Origin of the sequence: Rossellomorea vietnamensis (assembly GCF_008180615.1) — a bacterium.
In the GTDB taxonomy this organism is placed as follows: domain Bacteria; phylum Bacillota; class Bacilli; order Bacillales; family Bacillaceae_B; genus Rossellomorea; species Rossellomorea vietnamensis_D.
Map to the genome: position 1 here is coordinate 172253 of NZ_VTEH01000014.1, position 22041 is coordinate 194293.

The following is a 22041-nucleotide window of genomic DNA, read 5'->3' on the forward strand; positions in this document are numbered from 1 at the left end:
TTTTTCAAGAGACCGAAGTTTTTACGTCCGCCGCTTTAATGAGTTCTTTTATTTCCTCTAATTTGTTCTCCTGTAGAAGCTGAATGATTCTGCTTCCCACCACGACCCCATCGGTTATTTCAAGGAAATTCCGGACATGTTCTGGTGTTGAAATCCCAAACCCTGCAAGCACGGGAGCATCGCAGACTTTTTTCAACTCTAAGAGATGGTCTTTCAATGAAGATTGAAACTCTTTGACAGTTCCAGTAATTCCATTGATTGTTACTGCATACAGAAATCCTTCCGTCGTCTTTGCTATTGTTTTCAGCCTTTCCTTGGAACTGGTCAATGATGCAAGCTGTATTAAAGCTATATCCTCTTTCTGTATATGAGGTTTTAAAATCTCTGTATGTTCCAAAGGCAAATCTGGAATAATCAGGCCGTCCACTCCGGCAGCAGTGCATTCTTCAGCAAATTTATCCAACCCGAATTGCAGTATAGGATTGAAATAGGTCATGAAGATGATTGGTATGCCGATCTTCCCCCGGCTCTTTTTAAGAGTTTCAAATATCCCGGTCAAAGTTGTGCCTCCTTGAAGAGCTCTCTTGCCGGCTTCCTGTATGACTGGTCCATCCGCAGCAGGGTCGGAAAAGGGGATGCCGATTTCTACGGCAGATGCCCCCGCATTTTCCAGAAACGACACCTGGTCCACCAGGTTTTCCAGCCCCCCGTCTCCAGCCATTAGATACGGGATAAATATTCCCTGTTCTTCTGTTCTTAATTTTTCCAGTGTTTCTTCAAGAAATTTTTTACCCATTGTGGTTCCCTCCTATTCTCGATTTAACAGTTTCTACATCTTTATCGCCTCTCCCTGATAAGCAGATGACAATGCTTTCCTCCGGACTCATCCCGGACGCCAGTTTAACTCCGTAAGCAACAGCATGAGAGGACTCTAGTGCAGGGATAATCCCTTCTTCTATTGAGAGCATCTTGAATGCATCGAGAGCCTCCTGGTCACTCACCGCCGTATATGTCACACGGTTGATGTCTTTTAAATGGCTGTGCTCGGGGCCTACACCTGGGTAATCAAGACCTGCAGAGATGGAGTGGGCCTCCTGGATTTGTCCATGTTCATCCTGAAGGACATACATCATAGCTCCATGAAGGACACCAGATGATCCCTTTGTCATGGTCGCTGCATGTTTATCCGTATGGACTCCGGCACCTGCTGCTTCCACTCCAAAGAGCTTGACCTCTTTATCCTCTATAAAAGGGTAAAACATTCCCATCGCATTGCTTCCACCACCTACACAGGCAACCACTGCCTGGGGAAGAGCGTTTTCTTTCTCCGTGAATTGGACTTTTGTTTCCTTACCGATCACGCTTTGAAAATCCCGTACCATCTTAGGGAAAGGATGCGGCCCCAAGACAGACCCGATGATATAGTGAGTATCCCCGACATGTGAAACCCAATAGCGCATGGCTTCGTTTACAGCATCCTTCAACGTTGCACTTCCCTGCTTGACGCTGATGACCTCCGCCCCGAGAAGTTCCATCCGGAAAACATTCAGTTTCTGGCGTTGTATATCTTCTTCACCCATGAAAATGACACATTCAAGATTCAGCAGTGCACAGACCGTCGCTGTTGCAACACCATGCTGTCCCGCACCGGTTTCAGCAACAATTTTCCTCTTGCCCATCCTGATGGCGAGCAGCGCCTGGCCGATTGTGTTATTGATTTTATGTGCTCCCGTATGGTTCAGATCTTCCCTTTTCAGATAAATTTTTGCCCCTCCTGCATGTTCTGTGAGATTAGAAGCCAAATAAAGCGGCGTTTCTCTTCCTATATAAACTTTTAAATAATACTGTAGCTCTTTCTGAAAGTTTTCATCCCTGATTGCTTCTTCATACGCGTGATCCAGTTCCTGAACTGCTCCCATGAGGGTTTCTGAAACAAACTGTCCTCCAAATCGACCGAAAAGACCTTTTTGGTCCGGCTGTGCATAAATCATTTTATTTCCTCCTTCTTAGTGGTTATGTCTTTTGCTTTGTTTAAGAACTCAACCATTTTTCTTATATCTTTCGTTCCTTCGGTTTCCACGCCGCTTGATACATCAACCATAAAAGGGTTTACTTCCTCTATCGCTGCATCAATATTACCTGCTGTCAATCCTCCTGCAAGGATGATGTGGTGAGGAATGGAAAGATCTTTCAGATAGGACCAGTCGAAAGTCAAACCACTCCCCCCTTTTCCTGCTCCATGGCCGCTGTCCACCAGCACCAAGCTCCCAGGGTACCTTTCTATTCCTGCTAAATCAGTTTCCTTTTTAATCGATATCGCTTTATATACAGGAACTGCGAGTGATTCCATAAATTCCGGAGTCTCGCTTCCATGTAATTGAACATAGTCCAGGCCTGCAGTCTCCGCTGTTTCTTCTATTTCTTTTTTGGTTGCATCGACAAACACACCAATTTTCAGAACAGATGCAGGAATGATCTCTCCAATTTTTTTTGCCGTTTCAGAAGAAATCCTTCTCCTGCTTTCTGCGAATATGAACCCTACTGCATCCACCCCGGCGTGAACGGCCGCTTCAGCATGTTCGACTGTCATAATTCCGCAAATCTTAACCTTAACCAAACCGGACAGCCTCCTTATCTACTGCAAAGTCTTTAATGGCTTTTTCGGCATTTACACTTCTCATCAAAGACTCTCCTACGAGTATTCCATCCGCACCGGCTTTTGCCGCCCGGATACTGTCACTTCTTACCTTCATTCCGCTTTCACTGATAATGATCCTGCTTTTATCATTCAACAGAGGTGCCAGACTTTCTGTATGAGAGAGATCAACATCAAAAGTTTTCAGGTTACGGTTATTGATTCCGATGATAACAGCCTCAATTTTCGCAGCTCTCTCTGCTTCTTCTTTATTATGAACCTCAACAAGCACTTCAAGATCCTGAGATAGTGCGTACTCATACAGCTCCTTCAACCGTCGCTGTGTTAAGGCGGCAACAATCAAAAGAATGATGCTGGCTCCGGCATCCTTCGCCCTGTCTATTTGAATCTCATCTATAAAGAAATCTTTGCATAACAGCGGCAGATCCACTTCCCTTCTCACTCTCTTAAGGTCTTCAATAGAACCTTTGAAAAATTCTTCATCTGTCAAAACAGAGATGGCAGCCGCTCCTCCGCTTTCATAAATTTTCGCCTGCTGAACAGGATCTACAACAGTGGCAATATCACCTCTTGAAGGCGACGCCCTCTTTATTTCAGCAATGACTCCCATTGCAGAGGAGGAATGCAGCTTGGTGTAGAGCTTCTGCCCATTATCTCTAAACAAGTTTTCTTTTTTATACCCGAACTTTTTCAAACGGGTTACTTCCTGCTTTTTTCTATCGATTATCTTGTCTAAAATATCACTCATGTCACATAACCTTCTTTCTGACGAGCTGTGAATACGTTATTGTTTTCTGTAACTTCTCAAAAGCTGCACCGCTTTGTACTGATTCTCTTGCCAATTTGACTCCTTGTGCGGCCGTGGCCGTTTTTCCATTCGCAAATAGGGCAATCCCAGCATTGAACAGAACAGTATCTAAATAGGCACCTTCTTTGCCTTTAAGGACCTGGAGAAGTATTTCTGTGTTTTCCATGGCATCACCGCCCCGTATCTCTTCATTTGAATAGACCGGCAGACCGACTTCCTCAGGTGATAAAGAGAACTCTGTAACCTTTCCATTTTCCAGCAGAACTAAATGGTTCTCTCCTGCTAAAGAGGCTTCATCCATATATCCTGCGCCATTTAAAACAACTGCCCTTTTTCTTCCCAGTTCATGAAGAACCATTGCCATTTTCTTAAGCATATCGCGTCTGTAAACCCCTAAAAGTTGTGTATCGATCGGGACAGGATTGGTGAGTGGTCCAATCATATTGAAAATGGTCGGGATTTTCAGTTCTCCCCTCACTTTCATAACCTTCTTCAAACGTGTATGAACATAAGGAGCATACAAGAATGCAAGTCCATTGCTCTCAAGCATTTCTTGAATTTCGGAACTGTCGAAATCAAGCGATATTCCTAAGTGCTCCAGCACATCAGAGCTTCCGGTTTTACTCGAGACACTTCGGTTGCCATGTTTGGCAACTTTAACTCCCGCTCCCGCCAAAACAAAAGCAGTCGTTGTACTGATATTAAAGCTCTGGGATCCATCTCCGCCCGTTCCGCAAATGTCCATAACATCCGACGCAGGAAAAGGCTGAAAGTTTGCACGCTCACGCAGCAGTTCCACCAGCGCGGATATTTCCTGCACGGTCTCGCCTTTCATTTTCAGAGCGGTCAAGAAAGAGGCTACTTCACTATCGCTGGTTCCTTCTTGCAGCAGTAAGTCAACTGCCGATTTCATTTCACCCTTTTCAAATGAGGTTCCGTCAAATAATTTTTGTAGAAACTCTTTCATTTTCCGATTCCTCCTTCAGTAGAATAAAATTTTTCATTATTTTTTTCCCAAGCTTTGTTCCGATTGATTCCGGATGGAACTGGACACCGAACACCGGGTATTGGAAGTGTTCTAATGCCATGATTTCTTGATCATCCATCGAGAGAGCAGCAGTCGATAAAACTGGCGGAAGTGATTCCTTCTTAACCACCAAGGAGTGATACCGCATCACTTCAACAGGCTGGGGGATATATTGAAACAATGCAGAATTATTATGTCTGATCAATGATGTTTTTCCATGTTTGATATTTCCTGCTCTGACTACTTCTCCCCCAAATGCTGCTGCAATAGCCTGATGCCCAAGGCACACTCCAAGGATCGGTTTTTTATTATAAAAATGTTGAATGACTTCAATGAGTATTCCAGCATTCTCAGGTCTACCGGGACCAGGAGAAAGGACGATAGCCGACGGATTGAGTTCTTCAATATTTTCGATGGTCAATTCATCATTTCTTTTAACGAGCACCTCTTCCCCAAGCTCGCAAAGATATTGATATAAATTGAACGTAAAAGAATCATAATTATCAATTAACAAAATCATTTTGCCACCTCGATTAATGCTTTCGCTTTATTGATGGTTTCCTCGTATTCCTTTTCAGCTTCGGAGTCGTATACGACACCTGCTCCTGCCTGTACATACGCGTATCCATCTTTGACAACCATTGTTCTGATTGCCAGTGCCATGTCAATGTCGCCGTTTACGGAAATGTAACCGACCGTACCGGAATACACCCCCCGTTTACAGTTCTCCAATTCGTTGATGATTTTCATTGCGGCTATTTTAGGAGCTCCGCTGACTGTCCCTGCTGGAAGACTCGCTGTGATGACATCCATGCTGTCAACCGATGGATGAAGCTTTCCTTCCACTTCCGACACCAGATGCATCACATATTTGTACCGCTCGACCATCATGTACTTAGTCAAAGTAATACTCCCCGGTTCACAAACCCTTCCGAGGTCATTTCTGGCAAGGTCCACAAGCATGCGGTGTTCAGCAAGCTCTTTTTCATCCTCTTTCAGCTCTATTTCCAATCCTCTGTCTTCGTGATCATCCAAGCCCCGCCTGCGGGTTCCGGCAATCGGATTGGCCGTAACCGTTCTCCCCTGCACCTTGATGAAACTCTCAGGGGAGGTGCCAAGCACCACATAGTCTTCAAAATCGATAAAAAACATATAAGGAGACGGATTGCTTTTTCTTAATTTGCGGTAATAAGTAAAGGCATCTCCGGAGAATTCAGACTTGAATCTTTGCGATAACACAACTTGAAATATTTCACCGGCAAGTACTTGCTCCTTGGCCTCGTCTACCATAGCGAGGAATTGTTCCCTCGATAATTGAGATTGGAAGGAAAGCCGGCCGGGATCACACTCATCCTGTACAGTTTCTATTTGGCGGATGCTCTCTTCCATTTCATCCAGCTTCTCCTCCGGCTTCTGATTTGCCTTTTCATCGAAGCCTTGTGCAGCAAGCATGATCACTTTGTTTTCCAGATGATCGAATACGATAATCTTTTCGTAATACATAAGATGGATGTCTGGCATTTCAAGAGCGTTTTCTGGTATCCGGCCGATATTTTCAAAATGACGGATGTTATCATAACCGATATAGCCCACCGCTCCGCCCTCAAAAGGAAAGTCCTGCTTAATGCCTGATGTTCCGGAAAACATCCTTTTCAGCTTTTCGAAAGGTTCCCCTTCCGAATAGGAGATTTCGCCTGAATGAAAATGAACTTCTGTCATTTCACGGCCATCCGCCTTGAATTCGAAAAAAGGATTGCTTCCAAGGAAGGAATACCTTCCTGACTTTTGATGCTTCAGTGAACTCTCCAGCAGGAACTTTCGCCGCCCCCTCAACTTTTTAAAAACACTGATCGGCGTCAGTTCATCCGCATTTATTTCTCTGGTATGAAATCGGATATCTTTCATATGTTTCATCCTCCTGTTTCTTCCGTGACAGTCACGCCCCGGAATTTGTCGATTTTCTTTCCTAAATAAAAAAGTCCCCCATGAAAACAGATCAACTGTTTCATGGAGGACGATTGAAATCGCGGTGCCACCTCGCATTGAAGCTCAAAAAAGAACTCCCTCTTTTTCAGGTACGGGAAACTAATCCGATACCCTATCCTTTTAACGGCGGAATCCCGGACTGCCCTACTTCTGTTCAAGCAGCCTCTCACAAGTCCATTCAATAGTGCCCCTCGTGCCGGATTCTCATCTCCGCCGGCTTTCTGTAACGATTTCGGCATTACCTACTACTCTTGTTCAATGATTTAAATTTATGGAATTTTTTCAAATAAAAAAGGGTTTCCCGTCCTAAAATAAGGACGGGAAACCCGTGGTACCACCTTCGTTGACTGTCTGACAGTCCGCTTAGCCATATCGGAGAAGAACCTCTAATATGTGTCTCTTATATCGATGAGACGTTCGTCAAAGCCTACTCTCGGCACAAGCCGATTTCGGTTTGAAGGCTCGGAAGTCCATTCACATCCATGATTCACACCAGTTCACACCATCCACTGGCTCTCTTAAGTGATCATCGGAAGCTACTCCTCTTCGTCAGCGCCGATCCGTTTTGTAATTGTTAATTATCATAATATGAAATGAACTTGTAAGTCAATAGGCTTTTATCAGAATTTTATATTTTATCGAAATGACTTGAATTACAAACCATTTCGGGACAGGAATCCTCTTTTAGGTCTGCTTTCTTTCTCCTTTTTCAAAAGATTTTATTTCGTCTTTATTTCTTAATGAATTTATATTATTATGAAAAAATTTCCAATGGCCCTTGGGAGATTGCTTGATAGTAGACGTGTCTCAAGCTCCTTAGTCAATTTTTTCTTTTTGATCCCCAAAGACATAATCAGGACAATCATATAGGCATCGGTCATTAAACTATTTTCATAACAGCAGTGCCAGGATCCATCACTTTGCTGTCAGGTTGTCAATCTGTCCGTTATCCTGTTAATCTGCTCTTCTATATAGTTTTCATGATTACACGGCCTTTTCAGGAAGGATATCTATTAATATATTGGAGCTTTTCGCCACATGCCGTAGAGCTTATTTTCAAGAAGTTCAATAATTCTACATATCTTCAAGCGGAAATAATTCCCTTTTTTTATATACTATAGATAACAAAACTTTTCCCTGGGGGGAATCTGTATGGTGGGAGCTATACAAAAACCAAAAAAGAAATGGCTGCTTTTTCTTTCGCTAACAACTTTGATACTATTATGTAACTTTTTCGTTTACCGCCTTGAAGAAGTACCAGAAGGAATGGTTATTGGTTCAATTATTGACCTGATGATCGTCATTCCACTTTTGGCTTACATTTTTATCAACCGGAGAAGGCACTCTTTCAAAACATTATCGCTTGTCATTGCAGCAGGATACGGAGCTGCTTGGATTATCGTCCCAAACGACCAGTTATCTTCACTCTCATTTTTTAAATACTTGCTCTTTGCAGCCGAGGGAGCCTTCTTACTTCTTGAGCTGTATATCGCCTTTCATATCATTAAGAGAATTCCTAAACTATGGACCTATACAAAGGAACTCAAAGCGGTTGATGGAGATTTTTTCCCACACAGGCTGGAGACAGCCATCCAGGAAAATATGTCTGCTCCCCTATTTATCAAGATCTATCTGACTGAGTTGTCTCTGTTCTACTACAGCTTGTTTTCATGGAAGAAAAAAGCTTTAGTGACTAAAGACTCGTTCACCCTTCATCATAAAACAAGCACTATGGCCCTTTATATAATGGTTATTCACGCCATTCTTCTTGAATCGGTCGGTCTTCACTTCCTGCTTCACCAGTGGAATCCTATTGTTTCATGGATCCTGCTCATATTGAATATATATACTGTGTTTTTCATTCTTGCCCAAATACAAGGTTTCCGCCTCAATCCTGTAAGGATCACAGAGGACCAGCTCATCATACGAATAGGATTTGCCAGCAGAATCAATATCCCTTTGAAAGCCATTAAATCTGTCAAAGAGTATGAAGGACCTGAAAAAATGGAAAAAGAAAAGGCTAAAACAACCTTTCAGGCAATCGCCCCTGATTTCATTGAAGAAAAGCCTCAGCTTGAGATTCTTTTAAATGAACCGCAAAAAGCCTATTTACTTTATGGTCTCACAAAAAGTGTGTCACAGATTCATATCAGGCTGGATGACCCTTCTGCCTTTAAACTCGCGCTGACCAGAAAAATCACAACATGACACCCAGGTGCTGCTCTTCCAATTAGGAGAGCAGCCTTTTTTCTGTTCCGAGTTCTCTGATTGTCCTTAACCATCTTTCCTATGGATTTATGTTAGAATTGATATTGAATTCAGAATGTTGATGAATGGATGTGTTGACAATGAACTATACAATTTATCCCCTTGGAGATTCTGCTCTTATAGTAGATTTTCATATCGCGGATGAAGAAAGACTATTGAATATATTAACCTCTCTTACACAATCTCTTCCCTCGTTCATGCATGAATCCTTCATTGAGGCGGTGCCCTCCTACAACACGGTAACCGTTCACTATGATCCTCTTAAAATAAAATCTCATTTCCCCTATCAATTGATGAAGGCTGCACTGATTGAATTAATCGATGGGTTGAAGGTGAAGGAAAGCAGGAAAAATAGAGAAATCGTTACCATTCCAGTTCTTTATGGAAATGGCTATGGACCCGACCTTCCTTTTGTTGCACAACACAACGATATTTCTGTTGAGGAGGTCATCAAGATCCATACCGAAAGACTTTATACTGTAGCTTTTCTGGGCTTTTCCCCGGGTTTCCCTTTCTTAAGAGGAATGTCTTCTTCTATTACCGCACCAAGGCGGCAAAGTCCCCGGATCAAAATTGAAGAGGGTTCTGTCGGGATTGCAGGCAGCCAGACTGGTGTATACCCTGTTTCCTCACCAGGAGGCTGGCAAATCATAGGCAGGACACCCTTGAAGCTGTTCAACCCCGGCGATCCTGATAACCCTGCCCTCCTCTCCCAAGGGGACCTGCTGAAGTTCACTTCAATATCTAAAGAAGAATTTCATAGATTGGAGGAAAGCTGACCATGGGTTTCTCAGTAGAAAAGAGCGGCTTGATGACGACCATCCAGGATAAAGGCAGGACAGGTTACCGTAATATCGGCATGCCTGTCAGCGGTCCCATGGACACAACGGCATTCCGCCTGGCGAATCTTATAGTGGGTAACAGGGAGACTGAAGCAGCATTGGAAGTTACCATGCAAGGACCCGTATTACACTTTACATCGGATACTGAACTCGCCCTCTGCGGTGCAGATTTGAATCCGTCCATAAATGATGAACAGGTATCCAACAATAAACCTCTGCTAATCAAAAAAGGGGACGTCCTTCGATTCGGTCCCGCTGAAAAAGGAATGCGCGTGTATATCGCTTTCAAAGGCGGCATGAAAATAGAGAAACAACTTGGAAGCTGCAGCACCTATCTGCCCGCAGGAATCGGCGGCTATAAGGGAAGAGCATTAAAAGCAGGCGATAAGATTGAGTTGAATTTACAAGGTCATTCAGAAAGAAAAATTTCCTGGTCTGCTTCTCCCCTCTTTTTCACCTATCTCCAAAAGAGAGAAGTGAGAATCCTCAAGAGCAAGCAGTGGCAATGGTTTACTAAAGAAGCACAATCAAGCTTCTTGTCAGAAGAGTTTACCATTCAGCCAGAGTCCGACCGCATGGGGTATAGGTTGGATGGTCCTAAGCTCACGACGATTGAGAAACAGGAGTTATCTACAGAAGGAATAGTAAAAGGGTCGATTCAAGTGCCTGCAAACGGCCGGCCCATTATTCTCATGGCCGACAGCCAGCCCACAGGAGGCTACCCAAAAATCGCCAATGTCATAACGGCCGATCTGCCTGTCATTGCCCAGCTGAAGCCTCTTGAGAAAATTCGTTTCAGGGAGGTAACCATGCAGGAAGCTTATCAAGCTCTAGTGGATAAAGAAGAGGATTTTAAATTAATCAATGCCGGAATCCGATTGAAAAACAGAAAATGAAACAAACAATATAGGTATCCGTTCAATCAATTGCAGTGAAACGATCAGCAGAGTTCACTGAATTCTGCTGAATTACCGGGATACTGAGAGTTCGTCTAAAAAGCTAAGAACTGGAGGAGATCAGCATTAAAATTGATTTAAACTGTGATCTTGGAGAAAGTTTTGGAAGCTATCTCAAAGGAAATGATGAAGAAATCCTGAAAAAAATCACTTCGGCTAATATTGCATGCGGCTTTCATGCAGGCGACCCGCACATTATGCTGAAAACGGTTCAGATGGCGTTGAGAAATAGCGTCAAAATCGGAGCCCATCCAGGTTATCCGGACCTTCAGGGGTTCGGCAGGCGCCATATGGAAATTCCACCAAAGGAAATCTATTCGCTGGTCCTGTATCAGATTGGTTCACTGCACGCCATTGTAAAAGCGCAGGGAGGAGAACTATCTCACGTAAAACCGCACGGCGCCCTCTATAACCGGGCAGCAAAGGAATTAGAAACAGCACGTGCCATCGCTAAGGCAGTACATGATTTTGATTCTTCCCTGACGTTATTCGGCCTGGCTAATTCCTGCCTGCTAGCAGCTGGTGAGGAAATCGGCATCCCTACCGCAAGCGAAGTCTTTGCTGACAGGACCTATCAAAGAGATGGCAGTCTTACCCCGCGCTCACAGGAAGGAGCCGTCATCCTTGACGAGCAGCAGGCAATAGACCAGGTAATCAGAATGGTAAAAGAACACAAAGTTGCGAGTACAGATGGGATTGACATTGAAATAATTCCTGATACCATATGCTTGCACGGAGACAATGAAAGAGCTCTTATGTTTGCTGAAAAAATAACAGCTGCCTTAAATGACCTATAGTTTTACCTCTGCACTGAGCAGCTCAGCGAGTCCGTCTAGTGATGATTTGAAGATATAAATTTTACTTCTAATCAGAAGGGTATCTTGATATGTAACTGGTTCTGTTCTGAAGTACAAACTTCTAATTAGCTAAAGAAACGATCGAGTGATTCACACCAAAACACAAAGTCTATTGATTTCCACTCCAATCAAATTATTTTTAGATTTTTTATAATTAATTACTCTCCTTTATATTAGTATTGGGATTTAAAGTGTATAGGAAATTGTGCCACGAATTTTGCAGATCAAAAAGTTCTGTCATTTGCTATTTAGTGTTCATTTTGAATTACCAATTTGAACAGATTCACTAGCAAGAATACCCTTAAAATCAACAAAAAAGGAGTATCAAAATTAATGCGTTTTGACACTCCTTTTGATGTGTAGTCGTTAATTTTGCACTCAAAAATTGAACCCGTTATTTGATATTATGCCCTTCACCGGACTAGCGCGGTGCATCAAAGGTTTTTTACTCTTAACATTTAGATTAGCTTTTTGTTTTTTTGCCAGAATATTACCGATGAATGTGTATGGGTATTCATATTAACTCAGCAAAAACATAGTAGAATTTCATTAAAAAAGCTTTTGAAATTTAAAAAAGAAGCGGTTTCTCATCGAGACCCGCTTCTTTTTGTTACTCTCCTTTTTTGTCTGCCATCACATTAAAAGGCAGTTTTTCGGCTGCAGCTTGAAGGATTTTGTGGTTTTTCACATTTTCCATTAAGAATTCTGTGTACTCATCATCTTTGCACAGAGCAGCAGAATATTCTTTTTTAATATGATTTTCCGCATCCAGATATGTTGGGAAATCACCTTCGAAAACTCCATTATACTCGACTTTCCACTCTTCACCATCGATAGGATAGACAAACAATTGGTCTTCCTGCCTGTTTTTATAGAGAGACCCATTTGGAGATTCTTTTAAGTTGTAACGATTTTTTGGAGCATCGATCGGAAGTGGTTCGATGGTAAATACATCCGTCACAAAAAGCTTGAATGCTTCCGTAGTCAAATTGCAGCCTGAAGCTTTGGCATGGCCGCCGCCTTCAAATTTTCCTGCCACTTCAGAAACATCCACGTGATCATGAATGGTTCTTAAAGATATCCGTTTTCCTCCAACACTGATGATGGCAATGTAGTCCAGGAAAGGATAGTCTTTGCCGAGCTCATTCCCCAATTCAGAATGATAGGATTCTGCATGTACTATACCGACGCAATATTCATCAATAAACGATTTGGTCAGTTCCCGTCTTTTTCGGCGGATGTACCTTTCAATTTTAGCCTCTTCCATTTCAAGAAGCTTCTGTTCGAATTCATCAAAGAAAAACTTTTCATGATTTTTTATCCGTTTCAGCATTTTTTCTTCAAACTCTTCTAACGTTAGCAGGAAGAACAAATCATTCAACCTCTTGGCGGTAGTGTTGTTGTTTACATCCCACTCCCATGTATCATATTGGCGGACTAGTTCAACGAACTCTTCAAGAATAGGGGTCGACTCAATCTCGCCTCTTTCTTTAAGTTCTTCATAAAGAAGGGATGTTGCTGAAGCAAGCCTGCCATCTTCGTATTGGACCGTCACGGCTGCCCACTCGTATGCATTTAAATGTTCTGCGCTGCGGTGATGGTCAATCAATTCCACTTTTCCATCTTTTTTAAAATAGCTTTGCAGAGCTTCTTCATTTTCTTTATTCACTGATAGATCAGTAATGAACAACTTTGTGTTTTTTTGCGGCCTTTTTAAGAACCTTGCCACCTGGAAGTTTAAACCGCCTATCGAATTGTAGCGTACTTCCGCCTCTTCTCCCCAGGCTATTTTTGCGATGATGCCGCATCCGACTCCATCTAAATCATTATGAGATAGTAAAAAACGTTGCATGTTTGGCCTCCTAGGCTTCTCTATGTATTAATGGTTTTAGGTTTTGTCATTTCCTTGCTAATATACAGGAAAAAGCTCCGTCTGTTAAATGATACGGAGCAATTTTTCATTGTGATATGCTGTAAAACGAACGGAAACAGATTGTTTGAGCAAGAACAGCTGGATAACAGAAAGGTAAAAACCTAAACTCCCCTTTTATTTCCCCATACATAGGTATGAAGCTGTGGAAGAACTCTAACGTCATTCAGCCGTTCACTATCCGTCACTGCGTCAATAAGATTTTCGTAGTCGGTAATTAACTGAGATAGAAACCCCTCGCCTTCTTCTGCTGCAAGGTTGCCGTTACCAACTTGAAGAAAGAAAGGAACACCAGGATATCTTTCATGAAGGTTTGCTGCATATTCGAGATCGGCCGCATTGAAAATGACGACCTTTAAGCTTCGGCTGGTATGATTCTTTAATCGTTCTATTATATAGTCCAGTTTATCAAAGTCTGTTTTCATTCCCGAGCTTGGCGGCTTAGGTGAAAGGGTTAGTTCATCAATATCCATAAACCAGTCCTGCCATCTACTGCCCTGTGTTTCAAGTGCGGATGATATCCCATTTTTCTTAAAAACGTCCAACAGCTCTTCTATTGCAGTGATGAGCGCCGGGTTTCCACCAGATATCGTTACATGATTAAAACGTCTTCCGCCAATTTCATGAAGCTCCTGCCAAATTTCTGCTGCGGTCAATAAACGGATATCTTCTTTGGCTGACCCATCCCAGGTAAAAGCAGAATCACACCAGGAGCAGGAATAATCACAGCCAGCCGTGCGCACAAACATCGTTTTTTGTCCGATGACCATTCCTTCCCCTTGAATGGTCGGACCGAATACTTCAAGTACCGGTATTTTTCTCATAGCTCTTTGCCTCTTCTCGGCCGAAAAATACAGTAGCTTGTCGGAGTCTCGCGTAAAAACACCTGCAGGCACTGAGCCTTGTTGCCTTGTTGATCCAAATGCTCTTGAATAATGCTATGCATTACCTCCGCCATAACTTCTGTCGTTGGGAATCGCTCTGATTTACCTTTGAATAACGGATCGTCATTTAACAATGTGTGATCGAACCGGTCATGAATAAGCTTTTTGATCGTTGCAAAATTGATGAGAAAACCGGATTCATCGAGGGTGTCACCGCCGACTGTAATGTTTGCAAAATAGGTGTGCCCATGAACTCTCTGGCATTTCCCCGCAGTTTCTGAAGGAATCCTATGGGCGGCAGCAAATTGAAAATCTTTGTTCAACTCATAGGAATAGGAGTGCTGTGGTACAGGATAAATTTGGCCAATCATAACTCTGCTCCTCCATTTTCAGAAGATAAATAGGCTGTCAAACCTTTGCTTCTTAACTTGCAGGAAGGGCAGGTACCACATCCGTCTCCCCGGATACCGTTATAGCAGGTAAGCGTCTTCTCCCTGACATACTGAAGCATTCCCATTTCATCTGCCCACTTCCATGTGGCTTCTTTATCCAGCCACATAAGAGGGGTGTGGACGACGTAACCCTCATCCATAGCCAGGTTAAAGGTAACATTAAATGATTTAACGAACATATCCCGGCAGTCAGGATAGCCGCTGAAATCTGTTTCACAGACTCCTGTGACAATATGCACGGCACCTATGTTCTTTGCAAGAACCCCGGCGAATGATAGGAATAGAAGGTTTCTTCCCGGTACAAAAGTAGAAGGAAGTTCCCCTTCCTTTTCCGTGATTTCCTCATTTCTAGTAAGGGCGCTTGGGGAAAGCTGATTCAACAAACTCATATCCAAAACATGATGAGGCACCTCTAATTCCTGTGCAATCTCGCTTGCACAGACCAATTCTTCTGAATGTCTCTGGCCGTAATTAAAGGTGACTGCTTCGACCTCTTTAAACTCTTTTTTTGCCCATATCAAGCATGTCGTGCTATCCTGGCCGCCGCTGAAGACGACCAGCGCTTTCTCGTTTTTCATTTTCCATTCTCCTCTCTTTTTCAGGCTCAATGCCATTAAAAGAAGAAGGAAGTTCATGGCGTTACTCTATAATATGTGACTAGTTTACTTTGTACTTATGAAAGCAAACAAAAAAACGGCACCCAAGGAGATGCCGTTTCCTTAGTTTTTTATAGAGGGTTAAGCTAGAACCTCTCCTGCGTTTCTGCAGCATTCTTCTATTGTTATTTTACTATAACATAACAGTAGTGGGATGTCATCTACTTGCGCAGTACCGGCATGGAGCAGCACCTGAATGAACCGCCGGATTTGATGATTTCTGAAAAATCGACTTCAATCACTTCATAGCCATGCTCTCTTAATGCTCCGTTAACTGCCTTATTTTGCGGCAGGCTGAGTACTTTTTTATCTCCGATTGATAAGACATTCGTGCCCATAGTGAACTGTTCTGCATCATTTACTTCAATTAAGTTGAAGTGTTCTGCAAGCATCTGTAACTCTTTCTGTTTGAAAGCTGGAGCAAATACAAGTGCTTGATCAGGTGAAAGAATGTTGAACACACAGTCCAGATGCAAGTATTTTTTTTGAAAAGGGACTGGTATAACGGTAAATCCATCTGCAAGTTCTCTCAGCTGATCGATTGCACCCGTATTGGTGCGATGGCTGACACCAACGAATACTTTATTCTTATCAACAACAACGTCTCCGCCTTCTATAGTCCCGTAATCCAGCTTTTTATACTGATGTCCATTCTTTTCCAGCCATTTCTTTAATACTTCATCTTCTCCAGAACGGATGTCACTACCCATTTCAGAGACATATATCGTATCCCCGATTGTGAATCCAATGTCCCTTGTGAAGACCTGTTCTGGCAGTTCAGGGTCCGGTGTCATTTCGATTACATCTGTACCATTGTCCTTTAATACCTTCACAAAATCATTATGCTGCTTTAGAGCTGTCGTGATATCTATATTTTTATCAAGAAAATGTTTTTGAGTCTCGTTAATGACTTCATCTATCTTCATGTATCGCGGCTGGCAGACAATCACCTTTTCCAACCTGTCATATTCGCTGTCACAATACTCCGTTTGGTTTTTCCTAATGGTAGTTGCCATTTTGAACCCTCCATAATATAATGCCTTTTACGGGAATATTCCCATAGCAGCAATGATATTAAACCTAATAGACGAGGCTGAAAGAGGGTCTCTGGTTTTCATTTTTGCATAAAGATGAGTTTTTTAGTGATAATTTGTATTTTTATTCTCAAACCTGTAGAAATCCATCCTTTTTTTGAATGAATATTTATATAGATTTTTTTCTCTTTTTTCAAGATAGACATTAGAACTATTTAAGATTCTTTCTGAAAGCATAGCTGTATTTCCCATATTCCAAGCCTTCATAAAAACGATGAGCATCCTTTCTATGTAATCCAGAGTCCAATCCTGCCGTCTCACATCCTTGTTCCTTTCCCCATTGTTCTATAAATTGAAGGAGTTTTCGTCCACAGCCCTTTGACCGGGCAGACGATTTAGTGACAAGGTCATAAATAAATACATGGCGGCCCGCATAAAAGTTTGTCCGGATAATAACACCCGCAAGCGAAACCAGCTCTTCTTTGTCATATAAACCGAACACCCGGTACCCTTCAATTCTCATTTCCTCTGAGAGTTTTATGAATGTTCCTTCCTCCAAGTTTGTCCTTAATTCAATTAATAACTGATAAACCTGATTCCATTCTTCACCCGTTACGGCTTCCCTTATCTCCATAGTCATCTTCCCCTTTACACTTCCAATCATTCACACTATTAATTCTCGCTGAATGATTGGAAGTCCTTCTTTACCGCTTTCAAGCGCTGAGAGTGACTATTCCTGTTAGTGTTTTAAGGTAAACCTCCCTGCCCATTTTAGTTTTCAGCCCATTCTTTGGAACTTTGTCCTGCATATTGTTAGGAAGAGGAAAATATCAGGAGGTATGTTATGTATCAGTTTAGAAACTACCCGCAAAATGAAATGGTGATGTCTATGCCTATGAATCAGGGAAACATGCAATCTCAGCCTATGTTCAACTTTGAACCTTATGTCTATGAAACGTTACGGTCTGTCATTGGAAAGGTACTGATTGTTTCTACTGTCAGGGATACACTGCGAGGTAAACTAATGGACGTAAAGCCGGACCATGTCGTTCTGAATATTGGAGATGAGACTTTCTTTGTTCGTACTTGCCAGATTGTCAGCGTCATGCCGGATTAACCCCATCCAGCAAGGAGCCTATCCGGTCTGCTTCTTATAAAGCACTGAAATGAGGGGTTTTGTTTTAATTTTGAACTAGACGTAAAAAAGAGCGCCGGTTCTACTCGGCGCTCTTTCTATTATTCTACAACATTTCCTTCTGCAGGGATGGGACGTTCTTTCAGCATTCTGGCAAAATGAATCAGATTGTAAGCCATGATTTTCGTGTTTTGTTTAGTAAAATCATTATCGAACCCTTCTGCTTCCAGGAAGGAAGGTCCCGGTCCTGCTTCACCCACCCAGTAAACATCCACATTAGGAGGAATGGTAAACCCAAGATGGGACATGCCGTAAATGACGTCTTTTGCTGCGCTTTTTGCACCGTCTTCATTTCCTGTCACAACGGCTCCTGCCACTTTATTATAATAGAGGTACTGTCCTTTATCGTTAGTCAAGCTCGCACCTCCATTGATGCGTTCAATGACACGCTTGGCAATACTGCTTTTCTCACCAAGCCAGATCGGCGTTCCGATTACTAGAATGTCTGCCTCTTTGACCTTCTCGAAAATTTCCGGCCACTCATCGCCGATCCCCTCATCCGGTGTCATTCCGGGTGCAACATTATAATCAGCAATCCGGATCGTTTCAGTATCAACACCTTCATTATTCATGATATCGATGACTTTGTCCATCAACCCTTGTGTATTAGAAGTTTCCGGACTTTTCTTTAAACTGCAATTTAAATACAAAGCTTTAATAGCCAAAACAATTCCTCCTTGATTTGATTACATCTCACTTCCCTTTTATCCTGATATGCGGTAACTCAAACAGATTAAAGAGAGTTCATTTTCTTAATAGAATAATCTATTGTTAACTCACTGCTTATAGGTTACTGTCATCCTTCTTCTCATTTCTTCCTTAATTAAAGAAAGATATTCTTCGGAAAGATCTCTCTTCCTGGCATGCCTCCAAACAGTCAGCAGCTGCTTATTGGTAAGATACTTCAGCGTTTTGGGTCTCATGGATTCCTCCTATCGAAAAGAAAGAACATCAAAGCTTGACAAATGATCTCATAGGTTTTTACCCTTTTTCTAATGATTTATAACCCGAACGGTTAAAAACTGTAGAAATTCCATTCTGGCCAGGGGATCTCTTCCCTTTTAACCCAAACAGGTGCAAGTCACCAACTAAATCTTTTTCTTTTCTCACTCCGAGCCACTGCTGCTCTCTCGATACAGCACTCGGAATGAAAGACTGCTTTATGAAAACAGTCCTTTCAGAGGTTTTCGCTGACTGGATCAGCAGCTCTTTTACATTCTTGCTTACCATTTATTCCGCTCCATTATGTCGGTGTATACAAAATTCATATGGAATAGCAGCAAAGTTAACGAAAGGCTGTTTTCGCAAAGATTGTGGCTATTTTAAAAGTAATGGATTTCCGCTCCAGGCGCGCGACTCCGCGGGGCGGGCGCCCGGCCTCCTCGGCTTCGCCTGTGGGGTCTCACCTGTCCCGCTAGTCCCGCAGGAGGTCGCACGCCTTACGCTCCAATCCTTCTACGTAAAAATGAGGAGGGGATAAAATGGCATTTAAAAGCAACAATCTTTTAGAAAGGCTGTTTTATCTAAATTGTTGCTTTCAAATAATTCCGGATACTAAGAGTTTTTTCTCTTTTCGGTGTTACCAGATTTCACCCTCTTAGTGTGGTTAATTTTCGGAATTAGGATCAAATAACAACAAAGTTTACGAAAAGAGCCTAACGAAAAGAACCCTGCCTGCCTAAAGGGAAACTCTTGGTGTGTAAACGCGGCTTAGCACACTGAGCAAAACAAAAAGCCGCTATAAAAGAGAAAAAAGTTCCCCCTTGCATTGCGGCTTTTATAATATATTATTTAAATTTTCTGTCTCCTGCACCACACGGCACTTTCAGTTATCGCTTCAGCTTCTTCAAGCGCTCTAAGACCGATTGATACTGAGCATCCAGTTCTTTTACATCATCGGCAGGAGACGGCAGGCTTAATCTTCCTATCAATTCTGTGAGCCTTGTCTCCAGTTTCAGCATTTCTTCTTCATTTTCATCTAATGAACAGATTTTTTCTTTCGAAGCTTCTAACTGCTTCAGTCCACCATCAAACATGCTGATCGTCCCGTCTCGGAATTCCCACAGCTTATCAGCGACATTTTCAACGAATTTCCGATCATGGGAGATCAGCAAAACAGTGCCAGGGTAATCTTTCAGTAAACCTTCCAATGCTTGGATTGTATCAAGATCAACATGATTGGTCGGCTCATCCAGGACCAGAAGGTTATAGTCTCCAACAAGCAGTTTAGCGATGGCTGTTTTCACGCGCTCTCCACCACTTAGGACTGAAATCGGTTTATGAACATCTTCTTCAAAAAACCTTAGGCGAGCGAGTATGATTCTAATCACATGCTGCGGGAGAGTGCTTCCTTCTGTCACAAATTCCAAAACACTGGAACTGTCAGGAAGAGTTTGAAGGCTCTGCTCAAAATATCCGGCTTTGACATTTTGGGACATATCTATATCTTCAGAATCCTCCTCAAGCAGTTGTCTGATCAAGGTGGTTTTTCCGCAGCCATTCCTGCCGATGCACGCAGTCTTACTGCCTGTATTTAATTTAAGGTGCGTTGTTTCATAAAGCTTTTCGCCTTCTATATACTTTGTTATATCTTTAGCGGCAAGTAATGTTTTTCGATGAACTGGAGATTGCAGGACATACTCCATTTTGACCGCATCCCACTCAAATGGTTTTTCAACCTTTTCCATTCTTGCGATCCGGTCTTTGATCACGGTTGAAACACGTTCGACTTTTCCGCGTTTACCTGCAGCTTTTCCTTTATACAGCTGCCATTCCGAATTACCCATCCTTGACGGGGGTTTATCCATACTCTGGGCCTGCCTCTGTTTCATATCGACCCTTTCAAGTAGACGCTTCTTTTCTTTAGTATAGCTTTCATATTTAGCTTCCTGTTCCTTTTTTTCACGTTCTTTCTCTAGTAGATAATCTTCAAAATTTCCTTGGTATTCTTTTAACTGACCCTCATCCAGGTCCCATATTTTCGTACAAACCGAATCCAGGAGGCTGCGGTCATGAGAAGCCAGCAGGAAGCTCCCCCTAAACCCCTTCAGCCTTTTCTGTAATTCTGCAATTCTTTCCCAATCAAGATTATTGGATGGTTCATCCAGGAATAAAAGCTGATGTCCTTCAGCAAGCAAAGAATTCAGCTTCTTTATTGTCCATTCGCCGCCGCTTAAATAGGGTTTATCTGAAGAAATATCTAACTGCTCCATATATCCTCTGCTGCAAAACCATTCCACATCAGGATGGGAAGCTGTCAACCCCTGCAGATATTTCAAAAGCAGTGATTTGCCTTCACCATTCCTTCCGATCAACCCGATTTTATCTCCCTGATAAATCGTTAATTGCTTTTCGTCAAAAAACTTCTTTTCACCGATTGTATATTGCACATTCTTCGCTCTCATGAATAACATAAAAAAACCTCCCCGAAATGCTCCGGAAAGGTTAGTATATAGTCTATGCTCAATATTAAGAAAAAGTTACACGCACAGAAAACATTCATGAAATTTCTTCATGAAGACTGAGTATACTTTTTTGAGCAAGAGTCCTTATTTTATAAAAGTGCTGTTAATAAAGCGGTTGATCCTCCCATTGGTGAGGGTTTAGATCCACTTCAATTTGCGTAAACAGAGCTTTATAATAAATGGACATACTTATCCTATCCGGAACGAGTCTAATTATTTCATATGCATTTTGCACTTCTCGTTTTTTGTGGGATAGGTAAATTACTTCATTGCTCAAAAGTTCAGTCCTTTCTGTTTCGATTACTGATAGTATATTGGAAATCATTAGAAAATGCAACTGTTAATGAAATAGTTTTCTTGCTTTTCATTGACAAAATTTCCTTATGTAAAATTATGCAAGAGTAAATACAAAGGTTGTGGCTGTTGTAAAAACAAGGGGATTTCCGCTCCAGGCGCACGACTCCGCGGGGCGTGCGTTGAGCCTCCCTCTAGAAATGTTGGAGTATCAACGTTTAAAGCAGTTTTTAACAACTATAAAATTTTTTTCTTTGTTACTAATAATCAGGATTTTCTAAATCTATAAGAATTTGTAAAATCATCCTAACGCTTCGCTAGAGCTAATTGGAAATCATTAACTCTCATTACCTATGTGATGCACCTTGGATCTCTGCTATTCTTATGATGACGTACCCTCCCATGTCTCTTGGCGTCTAGCGCGTACATTCCTTCGTTCGGTCTATTCATAAGGCAGAGGCTGGCGATGCTCCTCGAGGGACTCTTGGTCTAATGGCTCATTCGGTGCCGGCTTCTCCGTGTCATCTTATTGTTTAGATATCAAACTACTAAGAAAGTGCTCAAGCCGCCTCTTGGAGGCAATGAAGGTCTGCGATCATAAGGCTTTCATTAAAGTGCACACGTTTGGTACACAAGGCGTGTAGGATTTTCAGTAACTTGCCACATAATACAACCATAGCTTCTTTCTTCTTCAGTGGATTGACAGTACGAGTTGTGTAGTAGTGATATAAA

Annotated in this window: 22 protein-coding genes, 1 pseudogene, 1 riboswitch and 2 other annotated features; of the genes and pseudogenes, 5 read left to right on the forward strand and 18 right to left on the reverse strand. The window is 42.2% G+C overall.

The annotated features are described in order from the left end of the window. Positions 1 to 4: 4 nt before the first annotated feature. From trpA to trpE, 7 genes are read right to left on the reverse strand one after another with little or no spacing between them, the layout of a single operon-like run. Positions 5 to 796, reverse strand: coding sequence for a tryptophan synthase subunit alpha (gene trpA, locus FZC79_RS16775; RefSeq protein ID WP_148947910.1), 792 nt, complete (start codon positions 794 to 796; stop codon positions 5 to 7). Beyond that, on the reverse strand, positions 789 to 1991 hold the full coding sequence (trpB, locus tag FZC79_RS16780; RefSeq protein ID WP_148947911.1) for a tryptophan synthase subunit beta: 1203 nt from the start codon (positions 1989 to 1991) through the stop codon (positions 789 to 791). The genes trpA and trpB overlap by 8 nt, the downstream gene beginning before the upstream one ends. Continuing rightward, complete coding sequence (locus tag FZC79_RS16785) at positions 1988 to 2617, reverse strand: phosphoribosylanthranilate isomerase (protein ID WP_148947912.1); 630 nt, start codon at positions 2615 to 2617, stop codon at positions 1988 to 1990. The genes trpB and FZC79_RS16785 overlap by 4 nt, the downstream gene beginning before the upstream one ends. Beyond that, the gene (trpC, locus tag FZC79_RS16790; protein ID WP_148947913.1) at positions 2610 to 3404 is read right to left on the reverse strand and encodes an indole-3-glycerol phosphate synthase TrpC; all 795 of its coding nucleotides are present in this window, start codon (positions 3402 to 3404) and stop codon (positions 2610 to 2612) included. The genes FZC79_RS16785 and trpC overlap by 8 nt, the downstream gene beginning before the upstream one ends. Before the next feature lies 1 nt (position 3405). Next, positions 3406 to 4431 (reverse strand): anthranilate phosphoribosyltransferase, encoded by a 1026-nt coding sequence (gene trpD / locus FZC79_RS16795; RefSeq protein WP_148947914.1) that lies wholly within the window; start codon positions 4429 to 4431, stop codon positions 3406 to 3408. Next, the gene (locus FZC79_RS16800; protein WP_148947915.1) at positions 4403 to 5011 is read right to left on the reverse strand and encodes an anthranilate synthase component II; all 609 of its coding nucleotides are present in this window, start codon (positions 5009 to 5011) and stop codon (positions 4403 to 4405) included. Before FZC79_RS16800 ends, trpD begins: the two co-directional genes overlap by 29 nt. Continuing rightward, positions 5008 to 6405, reverse strand: coding sequence for an anthranilate synthase component I (gene trpE / locus FZC79_RS16805; RefSeq protein WP_148947916.1), 1398 nt, complete (start codon positions 6403 to 6405; stop codon positions 5008 to 5010). The genes FZC79_RS16800 and trpE overlap by 4 nt, the downstream gene beginning before the upstream one ends. Positions 6406 to 6498: 93 nt before the next feature. Next, positions 6499 to 6745 (reverse strand) — a binding site (T-box leader). Positions 6746 to 6787: 42 nt separating this feature from the next. Further along, positions 6788 to 7039: a binding site (T-box leader), on the reverse strand. A 590-nt stretch (positions 7040 to 7629) separates the two neighbouring features. Between trpE and FZC79_RS16810 the strand changes: the two genes are divergently transcribed. The 4 genes from FZC79_RS16810 to FZC79_RS16825 all read left to right on the forward strand — a co-directional run bounded on the left by FZC79_RS16810 (position 7630) and on the right by FZC79_RS16825 (position 11340). Continuing rightward, on the forward strand, positions 7630 to 8685 hold the full coding sequence (locus tag FZC79_RS16810) for a hypothetical protein (protein ID WP_187442837.1): 1056 nt from the start codon (positions 7630 to 7632) through the stop codon (positions 8683 to 8685). A gap of 140 nt (positions 8686 to 8825) precedes the next feature. Next, complete coding sequence (pxpB, locus tag FZC79_RS16815; protein WP_148947918.1) at positions 8826 to 9524, forward strand: 5-oxoprolinase subunit PxpB; 699 nt, start codon at positions 8826 to 8828, stop codon at positions 9522 to 9524. A 2-nt stretch (positions 9525 to 9526) separates the two neighbouring features. Then, on the forward strand, positions 9527 to 10483 hold the full coding sequence (locus tag FZC79_RS16820; RefSeq protein ID WP_148947919.1) for a biotin-dependent carboxyltransferase family protein: 957 nt from the start codon (positions 9527 to 9529) through the stop codon (positions 10481 to 10483). A gap of 125 nt (positions 10484 to 10608) precedes the next feature. After that, positions 10609 to 11340 carry a 5-oxoprolinase subunit PxpA gene (locus FZC79_RS16825; RefSeq protein WP_148947920.1) on the forward strand — a complete coding sequence of 244 codons (732 nt, stop codon included), beginning with the start codon at positions 10609 to 10611 and terminating at the stop codon, positions 11338 to 11340. A gap of 670 nt (positions 11341 to 12010) precedes the next feature. Here FZC79_RS16825 and FZC79_RS16830 read toward each other — a convergent pair. The 6 genes from FZC79_RS16830 to FZC79_RS16855 form a co-directional block, all read right to left on the reverse strand. Next, positions 12011 to 13252 (reverse strand): DHH family phosphoesterase, encoded by a 1242-nt coding sequence (locus FZC79_RS16830; RefSeq protein ID WP_148947921.1) that lies wholly within the window; start codon positions 13250 to 13252, stop codon positions 12011 to 12013. A gap of 182 nt (positions 13253 to 13434) precedes the next feature. Beyond that, positions 13435 to 14154 carry a 7-carboxy-7-deazaguanine synthase QueE gene (gene queE / locus FZC79_RS16835; RefSeq protein WP_148947922.1) on the reverse strand — a complete coding sequence of 240 codons (720 nt, stop codon included), beginning with the start codon at positions 14152 to 14154 and terminating at the stop codon, positions 13435 to 13437. Further along, positions 14151 to 14585, reverse strand: a complete 435-nt coding sequence (queD, locus tag FZC79_RS16840) for a 6-carboxytetrahydropterin synthase QueD (RefSeq protein WP_148947923.1) — start codon at positions 14583 to 14585, stop codon at positions 14151 to 14153. The genes queE and queD overlap by 4 nt, the downstream gene beginning before the upstream one ends. Then, a complete protein-coding gene (queC, locus tag FZC79_RS16845) occupies positions 14582 to 15244 on the reverse strand; it encodes a 7-cyano-7-deazaguanine synthase QueC (RefSeq protein WP_148947924.1) in 663 nt (220 codons plus the stop codon). Before queC ends, queD begins: the two co-directional genes overlap by 4 nt. A gap of 135 nt (positions 15245 to 15379) precedes the next feature. Further along, a riboswitch (PreQ1 riboswitch) is annotated at positions 15380 to 15424 on the reverse strand. 59 nt (positions 15425 to 15483) lie between these two features. Then, positions 15484 to 16338 (reverse strand): dimethylarginine dimethylaminohydrolase family protein, encoded by an 855-nt coding sequence (locus FZC79_RS16850; protein ID WP_148947925.1) that lies wholly within the window; start codon positions 16336 to 16338, stop codon positions 15484 to 15486. A gap of 229 nt (positions 16339 to 16567) precedes the next feature. Next, positions 16568 to 16990 carry a GNAT family N-acetyltransferase gene (locus tag FZC79_RS16855; protein WP_148947926.1) on the reverse strand — a complete coding sequence of 141 codons (423 nt, stop codon included), beginning with the start codon at positions 16988 to 16990 and terminating at the stop codon, positions 16568 to 16570. Positions 16991 to 17200: 210 nt separating this feature from the next. Here FZC79_RS16855 and FZC79_RS16860 point away from each other — a divergent pair, with 210 nt between their 5' ends. Next, a complete protein-coding gene (locus FZC79_RS16860) occupies positions 17201 to 17473 on the forward strand; it encodes a YuzF family protein (RefSeq protein ID WP_252183374.1) in 273 nt (90 codons plus the stop codon). Between the two features lie 119 nt (positions 17474 to 17592). Here the strand turns inward: FZC79_RS16860 and FZC79_RS16865 are convergent, their stop codons facing one another. The 5 genes and pseudogenes from FZC79_RS16865 to FZC79_RS24080 all read right to left on the reverse strand — a co-directional run. Continuing rightward, complete coding sequence (locus tag FZC79_RS16865) at positions 17593 to 18216, reverse strand: flavodoxin family protein (protein WP_148947927.1); 624 nt, start codon at positions 18214 to 18216, stop codon at positions 17593 to 17595. A 111-nt stretch (positions 18217 to 18327) separates the two neighbouring features. Further along, positions 18328 to 18474 carry a sporulation histidine kinase inhibitor Sda gene (sda, locus tag FZC79_RS16870; RefSeq protein WP_148938439.1) on the reverse strand — a complete coding sequence of 49 codons (147 nt, stop codon included), beginning with the start codon at positions 18472 to 18474 and terminating at the stop codon, positions 18328 to 18330. Positions 18475 to 18532: 58 nt separating this feature from the next. Beyond that, the gene (locus FZC79_RS16875) at positions 18533 to 18781 is read right to left on the reverse strand and encodes a hypothetical protein (RefSeq protein ID WP_148947928.1); all 249 of its coding nucleotides are present in this window, start codon (positions 18779 to 18781) and stop codon (positions 18533 to 18535) included. Between the two features lie 599 nt (positions 18782 to 19380). Beyond that, a complete protein-coding gene (gene abc-f, locus FZC79_RS16880; RefSeq protein WP_148947929.1) occupies positions 19381 to 20964 on the reverse strand; it encodes a ribosomal protection-like ABC-F family protein in 1584 nt (527 codons plus the stop codon). Positions 20965 to 21869: 905 nt separating this feature from the next. Next, a pseudogene (locus FZC79_RS24080) lies at positions 21870 to 22041 on the reverse strand (IS110 family transposase); the annotation flags it as partial.